At 54.6% G+C, this 18,139-nt stretch carries 15 protein-coding genes and 4 tRNA genes; 2 read left to right on the top strand and 17 right to left on the bottom strand.

Going from position 1 to position 18,139, the window contains the following annotated elements:
• Window positions 1–17 precede the first annotated feature (17 nt).
• Together hemX and hemY are read left to right on the top strand one after the other, a co-directional pair.
• Complete coding sequence (hemX, locus tag ACOT1A_RS09530; protein WP_022646657.1) at window positions 18–1,211, top strand: uroporphyrinogen-III C-methyltransferase; 1,194 nt, start codon at window positions 18–20, stop codon at window positions 1,209–1,211.
• A gap of 2 nt (window positions 1,212–1,213) precedes the next feature.
• The gene (gene hemY, locus ACOT1A_RS09535) at window positions 1,214–2,413 is read left to right on the top strand and encodes a protoheme IX biogenesis protein HemY (protein WP_032622057.1); all 1,200 of its coding nucleotides are present in this window, start codon (window positions 1,214–1,216) and stop codon (window positions 2,411–2,413) included.
• 539 nt (window positions 2,414–2,952) lie between these two features.
• Here hemY and ACOT1A_RS09540 read toward each other — a convergent pair.
• From ACOT1A_RS09540 to trxA, 17 genes are all read right to left on the bottom strand, one after another.
• Window positions 2,953–3,029: transfer RNA gene (locus ACOT1A_RS09540), tRNA-Pro, on the bottom strand.
• Between the two features lie 44 nt (window positions 3,030–3,073).
• A tRNA-Leu gene (locus ACOT1A_RS09545) sits at window positions 3,074–3,160 on the bottom strand.
• A gap of 21 nt (window positions 3,161–3,181) precedes the next feature.
• Window positions 3,182–3,257 (bottom strand) — tRNA-His (locus ACOT1A_RS09550).
• A 67-nt stretch (window positions 3,258–3,324) separates the two neighbouring features.
• Window positions 3,325–3,401, bottom strand: a tRNA-Arg gene (locus ACOT1A_RS09555).
• A gap of 102 nt (window positions 3,402–3,503) precedes the next feature.
• Window positions 3,504–4,889, bottom strand: coding sequence for a bifunctional threonine/serine APC transporter ThrP (thrP, locus tag ACOT1A_RS09560; RefSeq protein WP_023305225.1), 1,386 nt, complete (start codon window positions 4,887–4,889; stop codon window positions 3,504–3,506).
• Window positions 4,890–5,086: 197 nt separating this feature from the next.
• The gene (gene wecG / locus ACOT1A_RS09565; protein WP_023299039.1) at window positions 5,087–5,827 is read right to left on the bottom strand and encodes a lipopolysaccharide N-acetylmannosaminouronosyltransferase; all 741 of its coding nucleotides are present in this window, start codon (window positions 5,825–5,827) and stop codon (window positions 5,087–5,089) included.
• A gap of 12 nt (window positions 5,828–5,839) precedes the next feature.
• A complete protein-coding gene (gene wzyE / locus ACOT1A_RS09570; RefSeq protein ID WP_276169992.1) occupies window positions 5,840–7,192 on the bottom strand; it encodes an ECA oligosaccharide polymerase in 1,353 nt (450 codons plus the stop codon).
• Window positions 7,189–8,268, bottom strand: coding sequence for a TDP-N-acetylfucosamine:lipid II N-acetylfucosaminyltransferase (locus tag ACOT1A_RS09575; protein WP_023305223.1), 1,080 nt, complete (start codon window positions 8,266–8,268; stop codon window positions 7,189–7,191). Before ACOT1A_RS09575 ends, wzyE begins: the two co-directional genes overlap by 4 nt.
• Window positions 8,265–9,515 (bottom strand): lipid III flippase WzxE, encoded by a 1,251-nt coding sequence (gene wzxE / locus ACOT1A_RS09580; protein WP_276169991.1) that lies wholly within the window; start codon window positions 9,513–9,515, stop codon window positions 8,265–8,267. The genes ACOT1A_RS09575 and wzxE overlap by 4 nt, the downstream gene beginning before the upstream one ends.
• A gap of 1 nt (window position 9,516) precedes the next feature.
• Entirely contained in the window at window positions 9,517–10,647 is a 1,131-nt protein-coding gene (rffA, locus tag ACOT1A_RS09585) for a dTDP-4-amino-4,6-dideoxygalactose transaminase (RefSeq protein ID WP_276169990.1), read from the bottom strand.
• Window positions 10,648–10,651: 4 nt separating this feature from the next.
• Complete coding sequence (gene rffC, locus ACOT1A_RS09590) at window positions 10,652–11,329, bottom strand: dTDP-4-amino-4,6-dideoxy-D-galactose acyltransferase (RefSeq protein WP_046621722.1); 678 nt, start codon at window positions 11,327–11,329, stop codon at window positions 10,652–10,654.
• Window positions 11,326–12,588, bottom strand: a complete 1,263-nt coding sequence (gene wecC / locus ACOT1A_RS09595) for a UDP-N-acetyl-D-mannosamine dehydrogenase (RefSeq protein ID WP_023299034.1) — start codon at window positions 12,586–12,588, stop codon at window positions 11,326–11,328. Before wecC ends, rffC begins: the two co-directional genes overlap by 4 nt.
• The gene (wecB, locus tag ACOT1A_RS09600; RefSeq protein WP_105322888.1) at window positions 12,585–13,715 is read right to left on the bottom strand and encodes a non-hydrolyzing UDP-N-acetylglucosamine 2-epimerase; all 1,131 of its coding nucleotides are present in this window, start codon (window positions 13,713–13,715) and stop codon (window positions 12,585–12,587) included. The genes wecC and wecB overlap by 4 nt, the downstream gene beginning before the upstream one ends.
• 56 nt (window positions 13,716–13,771) lie before the next feature.
• On the bottom strand, window positions 13,772–14,818 hold the full coding sequence (wzzE, locus tag ACOT1A_RS09605) for an ECA polysaccharide chain length modulation protein (protein ID WP_105322887.1): 1,047 nt from the start codon (window positions 14,816–14,818) through the stop codon (window positions 13,772–13,774).
• A gap of 13 nt (window positions 14,819–14,831) precedes the next feature.
• Window positions 14,832–15,935 (bottom strand): UDP-N-acetylglucosamine--undecaprenyl-phosphate N-acetylglucosaminephosphotransferase, encoded by a 1,104-nt coding sequence (gene wecA, locus ACOT1A_RS09610; protein ID WP_022646645.1) that lies wholly within the window; start codon window positions 15,933–15,935, stop codon window positions 14,832–14,834.
• A gap of 240 nt (window positions 15,936–16,175) precedes the next feature.
• Window positions 16,176–17,435, bottom strand: a complete 1,260-nt coding sequence (gene rho, locus ACOT1A_RS09615; RefSeq protein ID WP_001054528.1) for a transcription termination factor Rho — start codon at window positions 17,433–17,435, stop codon at window positions 16,176–16,178.
• A 341-nt stretch (window positions 17,436–17,776) separates the two neighbouring features.
• Window positions 17,777–18,106 (bottom strand): thioredoxin TrxA, encoded by a 330-nt coding sequence (gene trxA / locus ACOT1A_RS09620; RefSeq protein ID WP_006812392.1) that lies wholly within the window; start codon window positions 18,104–18,106, stop codon window positions 17,777–17,779.
• Between the last annotated feature and the right edge of the window lie 33 nt (window positions 18,107–18,139).

The following is an 18,139-nucleotide window of genomic DNA, read 5'->3' on the forward strand; positions in this document are numbered from 1 at the left end:
TCAAATGGGAAGCCATAATGACGGAACACGAAAAATCCTCCGCCGTGGTTGAAGAGACCAGGGAGACTGTGGACACCACGTCACAGCCAGAGACGACAGACAAAACCGTTGAGAAGAAAAACGGCAGCAATAAAACCAGCCTCACGCTGAGCGTGATTGCCATCGCGATTGCGCTGGCCGCAGGCGTGGGTCTCTACGGACTGGTGAAGAAACAAGGCACCAACCAGACGGCCACCAGCGACGCGCTGGTTAACCAAATCACCGCCCTACAGAAAGCGCAGGAGACGCAAAAAGCTGAGCTGGAAGGCGTGATCAAACAGCAGGCTGCCGCCCTCGCCGACGCGAACAGCAAACGTGAAGAGTTGACCAAACAGCTGAGCGAAGTGCAGGAGAAAGTCGCCACGATTTCGGGAACCGATGCCAAAACCTGGCTGCTCTCACAGGCCGATTTTCTGGTGAAGCTGGCCGGGCGCAAGCTCTGGAGCGATCAGGATGTCACCACCGCCGCCGCGCTGCTGAAAAGCGCCGACGCAAGCCTGGCCGATATGAACGATCCGAGCCTCATCAACGCACGCCGCGCTATTACGGAAGATATCGCCAGCCTGTCTGCGGTTTCTCAGGTCGACTATGACGGTATCATCCTTAAGGTAAATCAGCTCTCCAACCAGATTGATAACCTTCAGCTGGCCGATAACAACGACGATGACTCCCCGATGGATTCTGACGGCACCGAGCTGTCCAGCTCCCTGAGCGAATGGCGTATCAACCTGCAAAAGAGCTGGCAGAACTTTATGGACAGCTTTATTACCATTCGCCGCCGCGATGAAACCGCCGTGCCGCTGCTGGCACCGAACCAGGATGTCTATCTGCGCGAAAACATTCGCTCCCGCCTGCTGGTGGCTGCCCAGGCCGTACCACGTCACCAGGAAGAGACCTACAAACAGGCGCTGGATAACGTTTCAACGTGGGTACGTGCTTACTACGATACCAATGACGCAACCACGACCGCGTTCCTGGAGGATATCGACAAGCTGAGCCAGCAAAACATCACCATGAACGTGCCGGACAAGCTGGAAAGCCAGCCGATTCTGGAGAAGATCATGCAGACGCGCGTGCGTAACCTGCTGGCCCAGCCGGGCGTTCCGGCAGAGCGCCCGGCTGAAGCACCTGCCGCCGCGCCAGCGCCTGAAAGCGCGCCGCAAGGAGAGTGATGATGCTAAAAGTCTTCTTACTCTTCATCCTGCTGATCGCCGGAATTGTACTGGGGCCGATGCTCGCGGGTCACCAGGGTTACGTATTGATCCAGACCGATAACTACAACGTCGAAACCAGCGTGACAGGGCTGGTGATCATCCTTATCCTGGGTGTGGTCGTCCTGCTGGCAGTGGAATGGATCCTGCGTCGGATTTTCCGTACCGGGGTTCACACGCGCGGCTGGTTCGTTGGCCGTAAGCGCCGTCGCGCCCGTAAGCAGACCGAGCAAGCGTTGCTGAAGCTGGCCGAAGGCGACTATCAGCAGGTTGAAAAGCTGATGTCGAAAAATGCCGACCATGCAGAACAGCCGGTTGTTAACTATCTGCTGGCCGCTGAGGCGGCGCAACAGCGAGGCGATGAGGCCCGCGCCAATCAGCATCTTGAACGCGCATCTGAGCTCTCAACTAAGGATCCGATTCCGGTTGAGATCACCCGCGTTCGTCTGCAACTGGCGCGCAATGAAAACCATGCCGCACGTCACGGCGTTGACCGTCTGCTGGAAATCACCCCTCGTCATCCGGAAGTGCTGCGTCTTGCGGAGCAGGCATACATTCGGACAGGTGCCTGGGGTTCGCTGCTGGACATTATCCCTTCCATGGCGAAAGCCGACGTGGGCGATGATGAACATCGTGATGAACTTCAGCGTCTGGCCTGGATTGGCCTGATGGATCAGGCGCGCGCCGATCTTGGCAGCGACGGCCTGAAAACCTGGTGGAAAAACCAGAGCCGCAAAACGCGCCAGCAGGTTCCCCTTCAGGTGGCGATGGCAGAACATCTGATTGAGTGTGACGACCATGACACCGCGCAGGAGATCCTTCTCGACGGTCTCAAGCGACAGTATGATGACCGCCTGGTGATGGTCATCCCGCGTCTGAAAACCAACAATCCGGAACAAATAGAAAAAGCACTGCGCCAGCAGATCAAAACCGTGGGCGATCGTCCGCTGCTGTGGAGTACGCTTGGCCAGTCTTTGATGAAACACGGCGAGTGGCAGGAGGCGAGTCTCGCCTTCCGCGCTGCGCTGAAGCAACGCCCGGACGCATTTGATTACGCCTGGCTTGCTGATTCGCTGGACAAGCAGCACAAGCCGGAAGAGGCCGCAGCCATGCGGCGTGATGGGCTTCTGCTTACGCTACACAATAACGGAACGCAGCAGTAATTATCCAGGAGGCCAGATGGCCTCCTTTTTTGTACCCATAAAAAAACGCCTGCTATAAAAGCAGGCGTTAAAACAGGTCTGTAAGACAACATATTTGGTGCTTCACTCAACGTTATGTCCATGGTGTTTGATGAGGCCAAAGCGACATCTGTCAGTGGACGATAAGCACCGTAAACGGCTCTGCGTCATTCCTGAGTTTATGAGGCCTTAGGGCGAACATAAGAGATGGAATGAGCATCTACACGCATATTATTGCATGTAATGTGCCAGGTTTACACGCATAACTTTTACATCGCGCAACATTTTAAGATAAAAGGAAATTATGTTGTTAAGAGCCGCCTTACGCCATACAAACTCGCGCTAAGGGCGGCAATCTGTCGTCACCAGGAGACAGGTTAAGAGAGAAAATAATAAATTCTTTATTATTAACAGCTTATATGTCGCTGAATCGCGACAAGGATATAGAGTGTTGTCGGGGAATGGCTACAGGATGAAAAAGCGCAGAAAACAAAAAACCCCGCCGAAGCGGGGTTCAAAATTGGTCGGCGAGAGAGGATTCGAACCTCCGACCCACTGGTCCCAAACCAGTTGCGCTACCAAGCTGCGCTACTCGCCGATGTACTGCTTTTTTGAATTTTTAGTTCAACTCATTAAAAGTCGTGGTGCGAGGGGGGGGACTTGAACCCCCACGTCCGTAAGAACACTAACACCTGAAGCTAGCGCGTCTACCAATTCCGCCACCTTCGCAATTCACAACTCTTTCAATAATGGGGTGGCTAATGGGATTCGAACCCACGACAACTGGAATCACAATCCAGGGCTCTACCAACTGAGCTATAGCCACCACTGTATTCTTTCACGCGGTTCTGACTACTTCTCAGACCACCGCAGCTCTAGCGCCGGGACTAAAATGGCGCGCCCGACAGGATTCGAACCTGAGACCTCTGCCTCCGGAGGGCAGCGCTCTATCCAGCTGAGCTACGGGCGCTTAGCGCCGTTGCGGGGCTGGATATTACGTACCTCCGACCCCGCTGTCTAGTGCTTTTTTGAAAAAAATGCGCGTTTGGTTATGGTTTGCACATTTTGCCGCTTATTCCTCCACTTTATGGGCGGAGCCACGGCGACCCAGGCCAAAAAGTTTATATGCAGCTGTGACGGCAGCCAGGAAGATCATCCCGACAAACAGCGACATGCGGGTATCTTCATTAAAGTACATTCCAATTAATACGCAAATCAGGAACGCCATCGTCAAATAGTTCGCATACGGGAACAGAATGGAACGGAATGGATGGCTGGCGATCGCTTCTTTGTGCGCCTGTCGGAAACGCAGCTGGCTAATCAAAATGACAAACCACGGTACCATCCCCGGCAGCACGCTGGCGCTATAAACATAAACAAACACGCGCTGCGGATTCGGGATGATGTAGTTCAGGCAAGAGCCAATCAGCAGAATCACAATCGACACCGCTACGCCCGCCACCGGTACACCCACGCGGGAGACTTTACCCATCACCGCCGGCAGCTGTTTGTTTTGCGAGAGCGCGTAAAGCATACGCCCACAGCTGTACATTCCGCTGTTACAGCCGGAGAGCGCCGCCGTCAGCACCACAAAGTTGATAATGGCGGCTGCCGCCGTGATGCCAATCTTAGCGAAGGTTAAGACAAACGGGCTGCCGGTGGTGCCGATCTCGTTCCATGGGAAAATGGTCACGATAACGAAGATCGCGCCCACATAGAAAATCAGGATACGCCACAGTACCTTGCCTACCGCGCTACGCAGCGTGACCTGCGGGTTTTTCGCCTCACCAGCGGTAATGCCGATCAGCTCAACGCCCTGATAGGAAGCGACAACGATACAGAGCGCCGTCAGAAAGCCCTTCCAGCCGCCCGCAAAGAAGCCGCCGTGCCCGGTCAGGTTACCAAAACCGATAGCGTGCCCGCCGTTACCGAAGCCAAAGAAGATGACCCCAAGGCCAACGACAATCATCACGATGATGGTGGTGACTTTGATCATCGCAAACCAGAACTCGATTTCGCCGTAAAGACGAACGGCGGCAAGGTTCGCCAGCGCCACCAGCCCTACGGCAATAAGCGCGGGTATCCACTGGGCCATCTCCGGGAACCAGAACTGCACGTAGACCCCGATGGCGGTGATCTCCGAAATCCCCACGGCCATCCACATAAACCAGTACGACCAGGCCGTGAGATAACCAAAGAACGGGCTCATATACCGGTGGGCGTAAACGGCGAAAGAGCCCGTCACCGGCTCCAGGAACAGCATTTCGCCCATTGAGCGCATAATGAAGAAGACGAACAGTCCGGCAATAATATACGCCAGCAGGACGGAAGGCCCCGCCCACTTCAGCGTGCTTGCCGAGCCCATAAACAGGCCAACGCCGATAGTCCCGCCCAGCGCGATCAGTTCAATATGTCGAGCTTCCAGCCCACGCTGAAGCTCCGGTTTTTTCTCTGCCATAATTCCTCGGTTGTGTTTGCTGTTTCCCGACTTGTTGCCGGGTATTGTTTTGAGGGGTACTGAAATACGGAGCGAATGGTTTCTTAAATTCTGGCAAATGGCAAACAATGCATTAAAAAAATGAATGCATTGCACATAAACTCAGCAGTTTTGCGGGGGGCGTTGCAGCGCGAACAGCAGATCGCGCTGCATATTGATTACATTTTCCCGGTGTAGTGCCAGGCGAGGTAGCGCAGAAGGCGAATCTGTCGTTTTATACGCGTCGGTTGGGAGAGCAGGCGGTAGAGCCACTCCAGCCCCAGATTTTGCCAGACTTTGGGCGCACGCTTAACGTGGCCGGTAAAGACGTCGTAGGTGCCGCCAACGCCCATATAAAGCGCATCCGGGCTGACCAGACGGCAATCGCGCATCAGTATTTCCTGGCGCGGCGACCCCATAGCGACAGTGACAATTTTCGCCCCGCTGTCGCGCACGCGCTCATATAACGCCAGGCGATCTTCCGGCCTGAAATAGCCATCCTGGCTGCCCACTATGTTAACATTCCACTGGTTACGCAGCTTTTGTTCGGTCTGCGCCAGCACCTCTGGCTTGCCGCCGATCAAAAATACCGGCGTGCCTTCAGCGCCTGCGCGCTCCATAAGCCGCTCCCAAAGGTCAGCACCCGCCACGCGAGACACATTAGCGTCTGGAAACTTTTTACGAATTGAACGTACCACGCTAATACCGTCTGCGTATTTAAACTCCGCGGCTTCAATCAGGCTTTTCACTTCCGCATTATCTTCAACCGCCAGCATTTTTTCTGCGTTGATGGCCACCAGCGTGCCCGACTTCATCTGCCCGTCCGCGAACAGAAAATCCAGCGCGTGCTGCATGTCACGCCAGCCAATCAGCTGTAGCCCGCGCAGTGCATAACGCGGGGCTGAAGTTGTATCCGTCATGATAATCCCTACTCAGACTTGCGACAGCGTTGTGCTGCCCTGTGGCTCACGTCTGTGCACAAGCCCTGCACTGTCAAACAACCAGTACAGCAGTTTTGCCAGCAGCAGACAGAGTCCGAAAACGACCATAAAGAACACCACGCGTGAGACGAATGAATCCAGCCCCTCGCGCGCCAGAACGATCATATTGAAAATGGCACCGAAACAGAAACTGTGCAAAACAGCGGCTTTGTAGCGGTTGGTCTCTTCGTTACCCAGCGTATATAGCCAGTCGAACCATTTTATTATCAGCCCTACCGCGATCGCGCCAGGCAGGATAAACCACGTTCCGCCCATCACTACCAGCGAGCCAATCAGGGTTGGGGAAATCGCCAGACCCGAATGGTTGTTCAGCACTTCCCAGGTGAAGTAGTTCGCCGTGTTCAGGACAATGCCGGGACGATCGGGCCACAGCCACGTCGGTATAAAGACATAGAAATCGCGAACAATCGGCGCCAGCCCCTGGAATTCGATTTTGTCGTAGTTTTGCAGCAGTAATGCCAGGTTTTCCCACGGCGAGAAGGTGTCGCGCGTCAGATACAGGAAGGTGTAAAACGCTTCGTCGCCGGCCACGTTCAGCCCGTAGCGCTTCAGCGCCAGCCAGAACATCCCCACAATGCCAAAGACGCCTGCCGCCGCCAGCATCCACAGCGAGATCCAGCCGCGAATAATGCCGATAAACAGGAAAATCGCGAAGGCGATAATGATGTTGGCGCGGGTGCCGCCGACGATCATGTAGGTCAGAATGCCAAATGCGACGGTGCTGACCAGGAAGAACAGCCAGGCTTTGCTGTCCTGACGCAGGAAAAAGACCACCAGCATCGCCGGGATAAAGAAATAGAAGAAACGCTTGAGCGCGACGCCGGAGACTTCGGCGGAGAAAATCTGGCTATAGGACTGCAACTTAAACAGTAAAAAGCCGTTATGCATGAAGAAAATCGCCACGCTGACGAGGGCGATAGTCATCAGCATAACCCACGTCAGATGGGTTTCTACCCGGTTCATGGTAAACAGCGGACGACGAGGGGTGGTGTCTTTTGCCGCGTGCAGGCGCGTTTTATAAGTGACGTAGTACACCGCGTAGAAGCAGGTCGCAGAGAGCAGCGCCTGCAACAAGATTTCCGGCGGCGCGACGCCAACATCAAAGCGGAACACGAGGATGCTGGTCAGCGGGAAGCCAAAGAAAAAGGTCAGCAAAAACAGCAGCGAGAAGAATACGTTGAAGTTAAAACGTACCCGCCGGAATTCAAACCAGGTGAGCGTGGCGATAAACAGCGTGCTCAGCAGCCAGACCACCAGCAAGCCGCTAAACTGCAACTGGCTCATGCGTTGTCTCCTGAAGCAATACGCAGCGCGCGGTGCCACGGCGTGAGGTAGTTCGGGCTGAAAAAGTCGATGCTATTTTTATCCACCAGCGTGAGCTGACGCTGCGCTTCCCGTACCACCTCGACATTAAGCGTGTCAGAGGTAAACAGCACCGGAATATGCTGCTCGGCCATGTCCTGCCAGAACGGGTTTTCGCGGTTGAGCACGCAGGGTACGCCCGCCTGAATCAGCAGACACAGCGTGCCAATCCCCTGCTGACGGGCAAAGATGAAATAGCCCAGATCGCATTTTCGCAGCAGCGCGAGATAGTCATCAAATTCCAGCTTATCGCTGAGAATGTGCAGGTTTTCCGCGCTAAACAGCGCAAGCCCCTGCTGGCGAACTTCATCGATGTAGGCGTCGTTATTGGCGGGATAGCCCATCGGCACCACCACGTTCACCGTGTCGCCAAACTGCTGATGCACCGCCCTCAGCGCCGCGACATGCTCGTTACTGCGATCGCCGGAATTCCCCACCAGGATGGTCAGCTTGCCCTCTCGAACCGTGTCATTCGCCATGGTGTTCAGCGCCGGATCCATACGGGTCGGGAAATAGAGCAGCTCCCCGCGAACCTTCGGGTGCTGTTTAGCAAAATAGTTGAGATCGCCTCGGGTAGCAAAAACGCAGCCCACGCGCGCCTGCGCCAGACGACGCAGCGGATAGAAAAGTCGGAACTTCCAGCCACGGGAGACTTCGTAGAGATCCGCTCCCCAGATATGCCAGCTGAACTGAGAAGGTTTGATCCCGCCGCTTAACAGCGCCAGCCACAGTCCGGTATTGAACTGTCCATGGAAGAAGAAACGTTGGCTTCGATCCGCTTTGGCTTTAGCAACCACGGCCTTCGTCAGCGCCGCTTTGTCTGGCCAGAAGGTGATATGCAATGCCGGACACGCCGCGCTCAGGCCGTTATCGCATCCAACGACCATAAACTCACGCGCATCGGGCGTGCCGGATGCCAGTTCATCGTTGAAGAACCGCAGAACGGTCTGGTTATGATGCGGGATATCCGATCCCAGTATGTGTATCAGTGCAGTCATGCGCGTTTACGCCAAAGTAAAAATACGCCGCAACAGGCAGCGAAATAAACGATATAAGTTGCCATATAGGCCTGCGCCGCCCCCAGCGCACCGTGGGTGGGGATCAGCCAGTGAGAAAATGCCGTTAGCAGCGCAAACTGGCCGATCTCTGCCAGGATATACAACCGCAGCGAAGCCTTCGCAATCACCAGATAGCCGAAAACGTATGCCCCCACTTTCAGCACATCGCCGACCAGTTGCCAGGCAAACAGATCGCGCATGGCGGTAAACTTCGCCGAAAACAGCAGCCAGATGGCGAAATCACGCAGTAACCAGACGGTAAAGCTGGCGATCGCAACGGCCGGCAACACGAAACGCAGGGCGCGAAAAATCTCGCGGGTAATATCCTGCCTGGACGTCAGGCGCGATAAGGTTGGCAGCAAATAGACGCTAAAGGAAGCCGTAATAAATTGGAGGTAAGCATCTGAAATGCTGCTTACGCCCTGCCAGATCCCCACTTCATCCCAGCTGTAATGCGCTGCCAGCAGGTTTCGCATCATCACGTAAGCCACGGGAAGCGTTACCGAAGTGATGAGCGCCATCAGGGTAAACTTTCCTAGCTGCCCCGCCAGCATCTTGTCCCACTGCGGTTTCAGGTAACTCAGCGGGACATTGCCTCTGCGCATCAGCATAAACGCTGCCGGAATGACAACGAGCGCAGGCACCAGCGCCAGCCCCAGCAGCGCGCCTTCATAGCCGCCCAGCCGATAGCAGAAGTAGTAGGCAATAACGCCGATAATGCTGCCGAGGATCAGCGCCAGCGCATTCCCGGCGGCATCACGGAAGCCTTTCATCAGCGCCAGCAGCAGGTTCGCCCAGGCGATCCCCATCTGAACGAGCGCCACCAGGCGCACCAGCCCCTGATAGTGTGTGTGTCCGAACAGTCCCTGGCTGATGGGTGCCGCCGCCAGCAAAAAGACGACGGCCAGCAACGTAGAGAAGCCCAGCACCATAGCAGAGGAGGTGCCCACCACCGTGCGGAGCTTTTCGGCATCGTCATGATGCTGCGCGACGTATTTGGTGACGCCATTGAATATCCCGGCTCCCGCCAGCACGCCAAGCACCGTGACCAGCTGGCGGAAGTTCCCTGCCAGCCCAACGCCTGACGGACCAAATGAGACGGCCAGCAGCTTGACGACCAGTAACCCGGCGCCAATTTTTACAAGCGTGGACGCTGCCGTCCACACCGACGCTTTTGCCAGAGACATATCAGGCGAAATAACTCAGAAGCGAATTGATCACCGTACGCTGGTTCACCGGCGCGAGGTTGTAGAACAGGGGCAGGCGGAGCAGACGTTCGCTCTCTTTGGTGGTGTAGCGGTCTTCACCGGCAAACATCCCGAAGGCTTCGCCAGCCGGGCTGGAGTGCAGCGGAATATAGTGGAATACCGCCATAATTTCCGCCTCTTTCAGCCAGGCAATCAGCTTGCTGCGATCGTCGTTATCGCGCAGCTTGATATAGAACATGTGGGCGTTGTGGATGCAGTCTGCCGGAATAGTCGGCAGTTCAATACGTCCGGCTTTAGCCAGCGACTCCAGCGCGTCGTAGTAGGTTTGCCACAGGGAGAGGCGTTGCAGATTGATTCGCTCTGCCGCTTCCAGCTGCGCCCAGAGATACGCGGCCTGCAAGTCCGCCATCAGGTAGCTTGAGCCGATATCGCGCCAGGTGTATTTATCCACCTGACCGCGGAAGAACTGGCTGCGGTTGGTCCCTTTTTCACGGATCACTTCCGCACGCTCGACAAGGGCACGATCGTTAATCAGCGTCGCGCCGCCTTCGCCGCCTGCGGTGTAGTTTTTGGTTTCGTGGAAGCTAAAGCAGCCGATATGACCGATGGTTCCCAGCGCGCGACCTTTGTAGGTGGACATCACGCCCTGCGCGGCATCTTCCACCACGAACAGGTTGTGCTTTTTGGCGATGGCCATGATGGTGTCCATTTCACAGGCCACGCCCGCGTAATGCACCGGAACAATCGCCCGCGTTTTGTCGGTGATCGCCGCTTCAATCAGCGTTTCGTCGATGTTCATGGTATCCGGACGGATATCCACAAACACGATTTTCGCCCCGCGCAGGACAAACGCGTTCGCCGTGGAGACGAAGGTGTAGCTCGGCATGATCACTTCATCGCCGGGCTGAATATCCAGCAGCAGCGCGGCCATTTCGAGCGATGCGGTGCAGGACGGCGTCAGCAGCACCTTGGCACTGTGAAAACGTTGCTCCATCCACTGCTGGCAGCGACGGGTAAAACCACCGTCGCCACAGAGCTTGCCGCTGCCCATAGCCGACTGCATGTAATCAAGTTCATTGCCCACAACGGGAGGCGCGTTAAATGGAATCATCTTGTCACCTGTATAACCAGTAGGCGGTGGCGTCAATGCTGGCACCACTCGCAATATAACGTTTAAGCGCAGCGGTGTTGCCCATCTGGGTTGCGACCCGCAGCGTCGATACCTGTTGTTGCTCCGCCCAGTGCAGCGCCGCCTGCATGAGTTTTTCGCCCATGCCGCGCCCGGCTAACAAACCGATGCGCGCCTCGTGCTCGTTGAGCCTGCGAAGCGAAACAAAACCCTGAATCTGCCCACCGGCAGTACGGAACACCAGACAGACGTGGTCAAACGTGCCTTTAACCGCATTCTCTATCCACCGGGCATAAAAGCGGCCGCTGTCATCGGGCGCATACCAGGGCGCCCGGAAACGGCTTTGAGCGAAAGCCAGCGCCGCCATCTTGCGCAGCGCGGGGATATCCTGCTCCGTTGCAATTTCCGCGCCCGGTGAGCCGTGGCGGGCCACGGTAACAGAGAGATCAACCTCGCCCTCGACCAGCCGGAATCCGTGCTGCTGGAGCGCGTCCAGCAGATCGGCGCGGTCCGCCGGGATCTTAGCCTGAACGCGCTGCCAGGCGCTGAAGTCTGCGTCCTGCAACGCAGGAGCGTTATCGCGCAGACGCACTATCGCTGAGGGGAGCGAAAAAAATACGCTTTCCCACTCAAGGGACTCCAGCACGCCGTTGAGAGTAATCAACGCCAAACGCCCTTAGTATCAACAATATACTGCTGACGCACGGCATCAGCGGAGACCGCTTTAAACGCATTGTGATCCACCAGCAGCACCAGCACATCCGCCGTCGCCAGCGCGTCATCCAGTGCGGTAAGGGTGCAGTGACCGGCAAGTTTTGCCGGCAACGCATGAATATTCGGCTCAACCACCAGCGTTTCACCGCTGTGCCAGGCTGCGATCGTTTCGGCAATTTCCATTGCCGGGCTTTCGCGAAGATCGTCAATATTCGGTTTGAATGCCAGACCAAAGCATGCAATTTTCAGCTCACTGGCACGTTTACCGCTGTCGGCGAGGCAATCCGCCACCGTGGCTTTCACCTGGTTGATAACCCAGTGCGGTTTGTGGTCGTTTACTTCGCGCGCGGTGCGAATCAGGCGTGCCTGTTCCGGATTCTGCGCCACGATAAACCACGGATCGACCGCGATACAGTGCCCACCCACACCCGGCCCCGGCTGAAGGATGTTCACGCGTGGGTGACGATTGGCAAGGCGAACAAGTTCCCAGACGTTAATCCCCTGATCGGCGCAAATCAACGACAGTTCATTCGCAAATGCAATGTTAACATCGCGGAAGCTATTTTCGGTCAGTTTGCACATCTCGGCGGTGCGGGAGTTGGTCACCACGCATTCGCCTTCAAGGAAGATCTTATACAGCTCGCTGGCGCGCGCGGAGCAGACTGGGGTCATGCCGCCAATCACGCGGTCATTTTTAATCAGTTCCACCATCACCTGGCCTGGCAGTACGCGCTCAGGGCAGTAGGCGATGTTGATATCGGCCTGGTCGCCCGCCTGCTGGGGGAAGCTGAGATCGGGACGCGCCTCGGCCAGCCACTGTGCCATCTGCTCGGTTGCCCCAACAGGTGAAGTGGACTCAAGAATAACCAGTGCCCCTTTCTTCAGCACAGGCGCAATGGATTTTGCCGCCGCCTCGACGTAAACCATGTCAGGCTCGTGATCGCCTTTAAAGGGCGTAGGCACCGCAATCAGGTACGCATCGGCTTCTACCGGCGTGGTGCTGGCGCGCAGGAAGCCACCGTCCACCGCCTTTTTCACCACACGATCGAGATCGGGCTCCACGATATGAATTTCGCCACGGTTGATGGTTTCTACCGCATGCGCGTTGATATCTACGCCAATAACCTGCTTTTGACGAGAGGCAAAGGCCGCCGCAGTAGGCAGCCCGATATAGCCGAGACCAACAACAGAGATGGTAGTAAAACTCATAGCGTTACCCGATTGTGTTTAAGTGCGTGCAAAATACGTCCACAAGCCTGCCCGTCCCCGTACGGGTTATGGGCACGGCTCATCGCCTGATACTCTTCTTCGTCATGCAGTAAGCGCGTGACCTCTTCGACAATACGATGCGGATCCGTTCCCACCAGACGCACGGTACCGGCAGTGACCGCTTCCGGACGTTCAGTGGTTTCGCGCATCACCAGTACCGGCTTACCGAGGGAAGGCGCCTCTTCCTGAATGCCGCCAGAATCGGTCAGGATCAGCCAGGCGTGGTTCATCAGCCAGACAAATGGCAGATAGTCCTGCGGCTCTATCAGGAGCACGTTTTCCACGTGGCCCAGGATACGGTTGACCGGTTCGCTGACGTTAGGGTTAAGGTGCACCGGATAGACAATCTGCACATCCTCATTCTGCGCGGCGATTTCAGCCAGCGCGTGGCAGATTTGCTCAAAGCCACGGCCAAAACTTTCGCGGCGGTGTCCCGTCACCAGAATCGTTTTCTTGCCGTTGTTCAGGAACGGATAGCGCGCAGCGAGTTCTGCCTGAAGCTCGCTGTTAGCCAGCACGCGGTTACGCACCCAAATCAGCGCATCAATGACCGTATTGCCGGTAACGAAGATTTTGCTGTCGCTGATGTTTTCGCGCAGCAGGTTCTGACGTGAGTTCTCGGTTGGCGCAAAATGGTACATCGCCAGGTGACCGGTGAGCGTACGGTTGGCCTCTTCCGGCCACGGGGAATAAAGATTGCCGGTACGCAGTCCCGCTTCGACATGGCCAACAGGGATACGCTGATAGAACGCGGCCAGGCTGGTCGCCACGGTGGTGGTGGTGTCGCCGTGCACCAGCACTACATCCGGCTTGAACGACTCCAGAATAGGCTTTAATTCTTGCAGAATACGGCAGGTGATTTCCGTCAGTCCCTGTCCCGGTTTCATTATATTGAGATCGTAATCCGGGACGATAGAAAAGAGGGTTAAGACCTGATCGAGCATCTCACGGTGCTGGGCAGTCACGCACACTTTCGCTTCAATATCAGGATCTCTGGCCAGCGCATGAACCAGAGGCGCCATCTTGATGGCCTCCGGCCTGGTGCCAAATACGGTTAGTACTTTCACATCGATTCTCTTCGATTAGACGATGAAGGCCGCAGCCTTCATCGTAGACGGCGTTCTTAGTTTGTGCGGCGACGCAATAACGCTACGCCAGCGCCAGTCAGTGCGCCCACAATCCCCCACATGATCATCAGGAATGCGCGACGCGGACTATCGCGTTTTACAGGCTCTTCAGGCGTTCTTAAATAACGATAGGTCTGAAAACGCGGGTCCAGCGTTGGACCGACGTTGAGCGTATTGAGCATGGCGCGGTTTTGGTCGTAATCAAGGTCAAAGTCAGGGCCTACGGCCTGGATATTTTCCAGACGTGCCTGAAGCATTGGGCGACCAAGAAGGAACATTTCTGAATCAGGGAGTTCGTCAGCCGGAACATCCGTTTCGCTACGGGAAATATTGTGCTGTTCCGCAATCTTCAGCGCCTGCTCAATATTATGCACGCGACGGGCGAAGATGGCCTTAGCGACCTCTTCCTGACGTTTGACCTGCGCTTTCATCTGAATAGTACGCGCAGCCCAGGCGCCTTTCAGCTCGTCATTCAGATGACTGGCCGCACGCTGGCTGGCAAAAGCAACGTACTGACGCAACAGGTTATTGGCGTCCGGCGCCGTTTCCGCAATCAGCTTCACGCTGTCGCTAACGTTACGGAGCACATCGCCAGGCATAAACTGAATGTTGTTGATTAAATCATCCAGCAGCGCGGCATCCGCTTTGCTGTTACCGACCATGCGCTGCTTGTAGTAGTCTGTCTGGGACCAGAAATCGCGACGTGTATCCCACGACGCCAGCTGCATCACAAACTCTTTGTAGGACTCATCCATCACCGAGGCCTGATCCGGGGTCGCCAGATTGGCCTTGACATCAAGATTACGCAGGAATTGCTGCTGGGAGTAGTAGCCTCCAAGCATATTCACCGTTGGTCGGTCTGTGATCGCCGTGGCGCTCCACTCTTGTTTCGCAAAGAAGGTGTAGGCAAGCGCTAACAGCGCGAACCCCAGGCCAATCCCCACAATCCACAGTTTGCCCTGCCATAACACTCGAAACAAACCACGAATATCCAGCTCGTTCTCAGTGCCCACTGATTTCGCTCCCGCCAACGGTTGAGTCATCATAGTCCCGGTTTTACTTAGTTAAAGTTGTGTTTTTGCCACTGTTCCGACGCATCCTGCGTTTTAAACGTTTAATAAAACGCGCGACTTTCCATGCACGCTTGATGCAGTAACCGTACATGAAAAATGCTAGCAAGAATAATACCAACATTACCCATTCAGGAATGAAATGAGCGTATTCCGCAGCAACGCCAATCGCAGCCAGAATAGCAGCCGCTAGCGTAATCAGCACAAACGCCTGACGAGACGTGAAGCCGGCGCGCATAATCAGATGATGAATATGCTGCCGGTCCGCAGAAAATGGGCTCATTCCTTTACGCAGACGACGATACATAATCGCCACCATATCCATCAGCGGAATGGCAATGATCCAAAGCGCTGTAACCGGGCTGATTGGATGTGTTTTACCCTGAGTGGTTTCCAATAAGATCCAGATAATAGTGAAACCAATCAATGTGCTACCCGCATCGCCCATAAAGACTTTATAGCGACGGCCCAGCGCGCCAAGATTTAAAAGAATATAGGGCAGAATGGCCGCAATCATAGCAAAACACCACATTGCCAGGCTGTATTGACCATCAAACCATAAGATTATGCCAATGGCAGCAAATGAAACACAAGATAGTCCGCCCAATAAACCATCAATCCCATCTACCATATTAAATGCATTGATGGCGACCCATACGGCAAAGAGTGTAAGGAAGTAACCAAACGGCCCAAGTACCATCTCCCAAGAACCAAAAATGTATCCAAGACTGCTAAGGTGAAGGTTTGCCGCCACCATCATGGCAAGAGCAACTGCAGCCTGCACGAAGGCTCGAATTTTTACACTGATATCGTAGCGATCATCAAGTGCCCCCACAACAACCAGAACAGACGCACAGCACAGGTACAGCCTGGCATGTGGGATATAGTAATCCGCGATAGCAAAAGTGAAAGAAACACCTGCAAAAACGGAGATTCCTCCCACCAAGGGAATCATACCTTGGTGCCGTTTACGGAAGTTAGGTTTGTCCACTAAACCGACATATTTTGCTACCTTACGTGCTAAAAAAAGAAAGCAAGTAGTGAACAAAAAAATACTGGTGAGTTCAGCAAACGTATCGAATAGGTTCACAACGGATGTTCTCAACATATGTTAGTCAAAGAAGTATAACCATGATGGCATCAAGCCAGAAGGCATAAAGCACACCTCTTGCGACCCATTTGTTTATTATTCAAGCTATTAATATTTTTACTGTGCGAATTTTCTTATTGTCGCACCGACCGGTCAAAATTGGGAGTGTGTGGTAATAGCGTATAGTCCATAAATAAAAAACGCCACGTAAAAACGTGGCGTTTACTGGGATTATTTGCGTTACGAGCGTTTCATCATGTCGAAGAAATCGTCGTTCGTTTTAGTCATCGCCAGTTTGTTAATGAGGAATTCCATTGCGTCGATTTCGCCCATTGGATGGATGATTTTGCGCAGGATCCACATTTTCTGCAGCTCTTCCTGAGTGGTAAGCAGCTCTTCTTTACGGGTACCGGAACGGTTGTAGTCGATCGCCGGGAAGACGCGTTTTTCTGCGATTTTACGAGAAAGGTGCAGTTCCATGTTGCCTGTACCTTTAAACTCTTCGTAGATAACTTCGTCCATTTTGGAGCCGGTATCGATCAGCGCCGTCGCGATAATGGTCAGGCTACCGCCCTCTTCCACGTTACGCGCCGCACCGAAGAAACGCTTCGGACGGTGCAGGGCGTTGGCGTCCACACCACCGGTCAGTACTTTACCGGAAGCCGGCACCACGGTGTTGTAGGCACGCGCCAGACGGGTAATGGAATCGAGCAGGATGATCACGTCTTTCTTGTGCTCAACCAGGCGTTTCGCCTTCTCGATAACCATTTCCGCAACCTGAACGTGGCGGGAAGCAGGCTCGTCGAAGGTTGACGCAACCACTTCCCCTTTCACCAGACGCTGCATCTCGGTCACTTCTTCCGGACGTTCGTCAATCAGCAGCACCATCAGCACACAGTCTGGATGGTTGTAAGCAATGCTCTGCGCGATGTTTTGCAGCAGCATGGTTTTACCGGCTTTTGGCGGCGCCACAATCAGACCACGCTGGCCACGACCAATTGGCGATGCCAGATCCAGCACACGAGCGGTTAAGTCTTCAGTAGACCCGTTACCACGCTCCATACGCAGACGAGAGTTCGCGTGCAGCGGCGTTAAGTTCTCGAACAGGATCTTATTGCGGGAGTTTTCCGGTTTGTCGTAGTTGACTTCATTAACCTTCAACAGCGCAAAGTAGCGTTCACCCTCTTTTGGAGGACGAATCTTACCTGAAATGGTGTCACCAGTGCGGAGGTTGAAACGGCGGATTTGGCTAGGGGATACGTAGATGTCGTCAGGGCCGGCGAGGTAGGAGCTGTCTGCAGAGCGGAGGAAACCAAATCCGTCTTGCAGTATCTCCAGCACACCGTCGCCAAAGATATCTTCGCCACTCTTAGCGTGTTGCTTCAGGATGGCGAAAATGATGTCCTGCTTGCGCATACGAGCCTGGTTTTCCAGTCCCATATTTTCGCCGAGAGTGATCAGCTCAGAAACCGGCGTATTCTTTAATTCGGTAAGATTCATAATGGTGTGGGTTCTTAAACTCGGGGTGATTCTCGAACTTAATGTTGTGAATGGTATGGCAGGGTCATCCATGCCTGTTTAGCGGCCATCACCTCATGTCTGTTCGCTGTCTGGTCACAGGGAAAGAACGCAGAACTGAAACGACAAGACGGATTGAGTGACAAGCCCGGAATCTAGCAACTTCACGCACTGTTTAAGTTAACAACGGGAAGTATCGGGTAAAACAAGATTCAAACAACAAGATATGTTTAAAACGTAGTCATAGCTAACTTAGCACGACTAAAGCCGGGCGTCCAGAGCTCACCATTAATTAGGCGCTCTGGACGCTCAGCGGAGAAACCTTACGCCAGGTTAGCGTCCAGGAACTCTTTCAGTTGACCTTTGGACAGTGCGCCCACTTTGGTCGCCGCCACGTCACCGTTCTTGAACAGCAGCAGGGTCGGGATGCCACGGATACCGTATTTTGGCGCGGTGCCCGGGTTCTGGTCGATGTTCAGCTTGGCAACGGTCAGTTTGCCCTGATATTCGTCAGCGATTTCATCCAGAATCGGAGCGATCATTTTGCAAGGACCACACCATTCAGCCCAGAAATCAACGAGGATCAGCCCGTCAGCTTTAAGTACGTCCGTGTCAAAACTGTCGTCAGTCAGGTGAATAATTTTATCGCTCATATATAACTCCACAGGAATAAGCCTGGTACGTTG

This window comes from Enterobacter cloacae complex sp. SYL003, assembly GCF_049236925.1.
GTDB classification, from domain to species: domain Bacteria; phylum Pseudomonadota; class Gammaproteobacteria; order Enterobacterales; family Enterobacteriaceae; genus Enterobacter; species Enterobacter intestinihominis.